Annotated in this window: 6 protein-coding genes; 2 read left to right on the plus strand and 4 right to left on the minus strand. The window is 69.7% G+C overall.

The features are described from left to right. Positions 1–74 precede the first annotated feature (74 nt). From OG2516_RS20170 to tkt, 4 genes are all read right to left on the minus strand, one after another. On the minus strand, positions 75–233 hold the full coding sequence (locus OG2516_RS20170; protein WP_007254123.1) for a DUF1127 domain-containing protein: 159 nt from the start codon (positions 231–233) through the stop codon (positions 75–77). Positions 234–422: 189 nt separating this feature from the next. After that, entirely contained in the window at positions 423–1,436 is a 1,014-nt protein-coding gene (gap, locus tag OG2516_RS02955; RefSeq protein WP_007254124.1) for a type I glyceraldehyde-3-phosphate dehydrogenase, read from the minus strand. Positions 1,437–1,528: 92 nt separating this feature from the next. After that, entirely contained in the window at positions 1,529–1,672 is a 144-nt protein-coding gene (locus OG2516_RS19865; protein ID WP_156799264.1) for a hypothetical protein, read from the minus strand. A gap of 44 nt (positions 1,673–1,716) precedes the next feature. Then, positions 1,717–3,735: a transketolase gene (tkt, locus tag OG2516_RS02960; RefSeq protein WP_007254126.1), complete on the minus strand. Its 2,019-nt coding sequence runs from the start codon at positions 3,733–3,735 to the stop codon at positions 1,717–1,719. Between the two features lie 211 nt (positions 3,736–3,946). On the opposite strand from tkt, the gene OG2516_RS02965 reads away from it, so the two are divergent. Further along, positions 3,947–4,429, plus strand: a complete 483-nt coding sequence (locus OG2516_RS02965; RefSeq protein ID WP_007254127.1) for a hypothetical protein — start codon at positions 3,947–3,949, stop codon at positions 4,427–4,429. Further along, on the plus strand, positions 4,429–4,818 hold the full coding sequence (locus OG2516_RS02970) for a cell division protein ZapA (RefSeq protein ID WP_007254128.1): 390 nt from the start codon (positions 4,429–4,431) through the stop codon (positions 4,816–4,818). Before OG2516_RS02965 ends, OG2516_RS02970 begins: the two co-directional genes overlap by 1 nt. Positions 4,819–4,838: the final 20 nt, after the last annotated feature.

A 4,838-nucleotide genomic window follows, 5' to 3' on the forward strand; every position in this document is an offset into this window, starting at 1 on the left:
CCGGCACGCTCCACACATACGAAGACGGGCCGGCATTGCTGCCGACCCGTCTCCGATTGGTCTGTCTGTCCGCCTCAGCGGCCGTAGACGGCCTTGCTGGCGATGCGGTGCGCGTCGCCGGGGAAGATGCCGAGGTCTTCGACGGCGAGCTTGGTGGGAAGCGCTTCCAGCTCGCGGCGGGTGCGGTTGTAGAGAGCGCGGTTGTGGATGGCGGTACGGATCGTGTTGAACATCGGGAGCTCCTGTCCTGGGCTTGGTGTCTGTCTTCGTGACCAGACTTAGCCACGCCGCGGCGCGGCACAATGGACAGGAGCGCCATGCCGCCTTTCGCTGGGTGCATGGCGAGTAACCTATTGGTGAGAAATAAGAATAGCCGCCCCCAAGGGCGGCTATTCTGCATGTGCAAAACTTTTGCGCGAGACTCAGATGTACTTGCTCATCGCGACGGCGGTGTCGGCCATGCGGTTGGAGAAGCCCCACTCGTTGTCGTACCAGGTCAGGATCCGGCACATCGTGCCCTCCATCACCTTGGTCTGGTCCATGTGGAAGATCGACGACGACGGGTCGTGGTTGAAGTCGCTCGAGACGAGCTTCTCGTCGGTGTAGGTGAGGATGCCCTTCAGCGGCCCCGAGCCGGCGGCGGCGCGGATCGCGTCGTTGATCTCCTCGACCGAGGTCTCGCGGCTGGCCTCGAAGGTCAGGTCGACGACGGAGACGTTCGGCGTCGGCACCCGGATCGCGACGCCGTCGAGCTTGCCGTTGAGCTCGGGCAGCACCAGGCCCACCGCCTTGGCGGCGCCGGTCGAGGTCGGGATCATCGACAGCGCCGCGGCGCGGGCGCGGTAGAGATCCTTGTGCATCGTGTCCAGCGTCGGCTGGTCGCCGGTGTAGGAGTGGATCGTGGTCATGAAGCCCTTCTTGATGCCGATGGCATCGTTGAGGACCTTGGCCACGGGCGACAGGCAGTTCGTCGTGCAGGAGGCGTTGGAGACGATCTTGTCGTCGGCGGTCAGCGTCTCGTGGTTGACGCCGTAGACGATGGTCTTCTCGCCCTGCGTCGGGTTGCTGAGCGGCGCCGAGACGAGCACGCGCTTGGCGCCGTTCTCGAGATGCAGGCCGGCCTTTTCGGGCGAGGTGAAGATGCCCGTGCACTCGAGCACGATGTCCACGTCCGACCAGGGCAGCTCCTTGGGGTCGCGGAGCGCGGTGACCTTGATCGGGCCCTGGCCGACGTCGATCGTGTCCTCGGTGGTCTTCACCTCGGCGGGGAAGCGGCCGTGGACGCTGTCGTAGCGCAGCAGGTGGGCGTTGGTCTCGACCGGGCCGAGATCGTTGATCGCGATCACCTCGATGTCGGTGCGGCCGGATTCGATGATGCCGCGGAGCACGTTGCGGCCGATGCGACCGAACCCGTTGATTGCGACTTTGACTGCCATGATGGAACCTCCGGCTGTTCGTGGGCATCATGCCCGGTTCGTGCGTCAACTTGTATAGTTCGCCGCCGAGGTCAACAGCCGCGCGCCGCGCGTCACCGCCAGAAGGCGAGGTACTCGATCAGCTCCATGCCCTTGCGGGCAATGTACAGGCTGTTGGCCCATCCGTGATAGTGCCAGTCGGCGGCGAGGGCCGCGGCGATCAGCAGGGCGATCCAGAGGGAGGGCGAGCGAAGCATGTCGGGGAGGCGCGGCACCCTTTTGCGGGCGCCGCGCCGGCGCGTCAGAGCAGCGCCTTGACCTTCTCGGCCGTCGCCTCGGCGGTGATGCCGAACTGCTTGTAGAGCACGTCCTGGGGCGCGGAGGCGCCGAAGCCCTCCATGCCGATGAACGCCGCCTTCGCCTCGCGGCCGCGCTCGCCGCAGAGCCAGCGGTCCCAGGGCTGGCGCGAGGCCGCCTCGATGGCGACGCGCACCGCGGCGCCGCCGGGCAGGACGCGCTTGCGGTAGCTCTCCTCCTGCGCCGCGAACAGCTCCATCGACGGCATCGACACCACGCGGGTGCCGATCCCCTCGGCCTGCAGCAGGTCGCGCGCGGCGAGCGCCACGGCGACCTCCGAGCCCGACGCCATCAGCAGCGCCTGACGCTTGCCCTCGGCGTCGGCGAGGACGTAGCCGCCCTGGGCGGTGAGGTTCTTCGACTTGTGGTCCTTGCGCACCGTCGGCAGGCCCTGGCGCGACAGCGCGAGCACCGTCGGGCCGTCCTTGCGCAGCAGCGCCACTTCCCACGCCTCGGCCGTCTCGACCGCGTCGGCAGGGCGCAGCACCACGTAGTTGGGCGTGGCGCGCAGCATCGCGAGGTGCTCGATGGGCTGGTGCGTCGGGCCGTCCTCGCCGAGGCCGATGGAATCGTGGGTCATCACGTAGACCACCGGCGCGTGGCTCAGCCCCGACAGCCGCATCGCGCCGCGGGCGTAGTCGGAGAAGGTCATGAACGTGCCGCCGTAGGGGCGGATGCCGCCGTGCAGCGCCATGCCGTTCATCGCCGCCGCCATGCCGTGTTCGCGGATGCCGTAGTAGACGTAGCGGCCCTTGCGGTCGTCGGCGGTGAAGATGCCGAGATCGGAGGTCAGGGTGTTGTTCGAGCCGGTCAGGTCGGCGGAGCCGCCGAGCGTCTCGCGCACCACCGGGTTGATCACCTCGAGCGCCTTTTCCGACGCCGCGCGCGTCGCCATCTTGGGCGCGCTCTCCGACATCTGCTTCTTCAGCGCCCGCACCGTCGAGACGAGCTTGTTCGGGATCTCGCCCGACATCGCGGCCTCGAACTTCTGGCGCTTGCCCTGGGGCAGGGCGTCCAGCCGCGACTGCCACTCGGCGCGGGCGGCGCCGCCGCGCTCGCCGGTCTGCTCCCACATCGCCTTGATGTCGGCGGGCACCTCGAACGGGCCGCCGGTCCAGCCGTAGGCCTCCTTGGCGGCCTGGAGCTGCTCGGGGTCGGTCAGCGCGCCGTGGCCCTTGGAGGTGTCCTGCGCGGCGTGGCCGAGGGCGATGTGCGTCTCGCAGGCGATCAGCGAGGGGCGGTCGTCGGCCTTGGCGGCCTCGATGGCGGCGTCGATGGCCTCCGGGTCGTGGCCGTCCACGCGCTGGACGTGCCAGCCGGAGGCGGCGAAGCGCTCGGTCTGGTCGGTGCTGTCGGCGAGGTCGGTGGGGCCGTCGATCGTGATCGAGTTGTGGTCGAAGAACACCACGAGGCGCGACAGCTTGAGGTGGCCCGCCAGCGACAGCGCCTCCTGGCTGACGCCTTCCATCAGGCAGCCGTCGCCCGCGAAGACCCAGGTGCGGTGATCCACCAGCTTGGCGCCGAAGCGGGCGCGCAGGCTCTCCTCGGCGATGGCGAAGCCGACGGAGTTGGCGAAGCCCTGACCGAGCGGGCCGGTGGTGGTCTCGATGCCCTTGGCGAGCACGTTCTCGGGGTGGCCGGCGGTGATCGAGCCCCACTGGCGGAAGTTCTTGATCTCCTCGAGCGTCATCTCCTCGTAGCCCGTCAGGTGGAGCAGGGCGTAGAGCAGCATCGAGCCGTGGCCGTTGGACAGGATGAAGCGGTCGCGGTCGGCCCAGTCGGGAGACTTGGGATCGAAGCGGAGGTGGTTGCGGTAGAGGACCGTGGCGATGTCGGCCATGCCGAGCGGCATGCCGGTGTGGCCCGAGTTCGCGGCGGCGACGGCGTCGAGCGCGAGGGCGCGGATCGCGGCGGCCATCTTCCAGTGGTCGGGATGCGCTTTGCGCAGGGCGGCAATATCCATCGGAAATCCTCTCAAGCCATCGGTTGCGCCGGACATACCAGCAGGGGGGGCAAGTTCAAGCACGAGCCGCAAGCCCCTGAGCGCGCTGGCGCGCAGCCGTTTGCCGCTCCCGGGGCGATCCACTAGGTTTTGCCCGAGCGCCCGCGATTCGCGGGCGAACGCCGCGCGGGGCGGGAAATGACGCGGCGGGGCAAGCAAGGAGAGCGGGCGGATGGACGACATCAGCGAACTCGAGGGCCGGATCACACGCGCGCTCGACCGGATCCGGGCCGGGCTCGATCAGCGCGCCGCCGCGGCGGGCGACGCCGCCGCCGACGCCGGCCAGGCCGCCGCGCTCGAGGCCGAGCTCGCCGAGGAGCGCACCGCCAACGCCCAGCTCGAAGAGCGGGTGAAGGCGCTGAAGGAGCGCCAGGACACGCGTCTCGCCAAGCTCGAGGCGGAGGTCGGCGAGCAGCGCCAGCGCCTCGCCGCCGTCGACGAGGAGATGCAGCGGCTCAAGCAGATGAACGCCGAGCTGCGCGAGGTGGCCGGCAAGCTGCGCGAGGCGATGTCCGAGGAGGTCGCCGAGCCGCACCTCGTCAACAAGGCGATGCTCGCCGAGCTCGACGCCCTGCGCGCCGTGCGCGACGCCGAGGCGGCCGAGGTGGCCGCGGCGATCGGCGAGCTCAAGCCGCTGGCGCAGGAGGAGACGTGATGCCCCAGGTCGAGATCACCATCGGCGGACGCAGCTTCGAGGTCGCCTGCCAGGCGGGCGAGGAGCCGTTCCTGCACAGCGCGGCCCAGATGCTCGATGCCGAGGCGACGTCGCTTTCCGACCAGATCGGCCGGATGCCCGAATCGCGGATGCTGCTGATGGCCGGGCTGCTGCTCGCCGACAAGACCGGCGGCATCGAGGAGCGCCTCCGCGCCGCCGAGGCGCAGGTCCAGCAGCTGCGCTCCCAGGTGGCGCAGCTCGAGAGCCGCCCCGCACCCGAGCCCGAGCGCGTCGAGGTGCCCGTCGTGCCGCGCAACGTGATCGAGACGCTCGCCGAACTGGCCGCGCGGACGGAATCGCTCGCCGCGGAAGTCGAGGAGCGGTCGTAGGACTGGGGACAGGGGTGGGG

This window comes from Oceanicola granulosus HTCC2516 (genome assembly GCF_000153305.1).
In the GTDB taxonomy this organism is placed as follows: domain Bacteria; phylum Pseudomonadota; class Alphaproteobacteria; order Rhodobacterales; family Rhodobacteraceae; genus Oceanicola; species Oceanicola granulosus.

Coding starts and splice junctions, on each gene's coding strand:
- OG2516_RS02970 (WP_007254128.1), top strand. CDS start 4,429: ATGCCCCAGGTCGAGATCACCATCGGCGGACGCAGCTTCGAGGTCGCC.
- OG2516_RS19865 (WP_156799264.1), bottom strand. CDS start 1,672: ATGCTTCGCTCGCCCTCCCTCTGGATCGCCCTGCTGATCGCCGCGGCC.
- tkt (WP_007254126.1), bottom strand. CDS start 3,735: ATGGATATTGCCGCCCTGCGCAAAGCGCATCCCGACCACTGGAAGATG.
- OG2516_RS02965 (WP_007254127.1), top strand. CDS start 3,947: ATGGACGACATCAGCGAACTCGAGGGCCGGATCACACGCGCGCTCGAC.
- OG2516_RS20170 (WP_007254123.1), bottom strand. CDS start 233: ATGTTCAACACGATCCGTACCGCCATCCACAACCGCGCTCTCTACAAC.
- gap (WP_007254124.1), bottom strand. CDS start 1,436: ATGGCAGTCAAAGTCGCAATCAACGGGTTCGGTCGCATCGGCCGCAAC.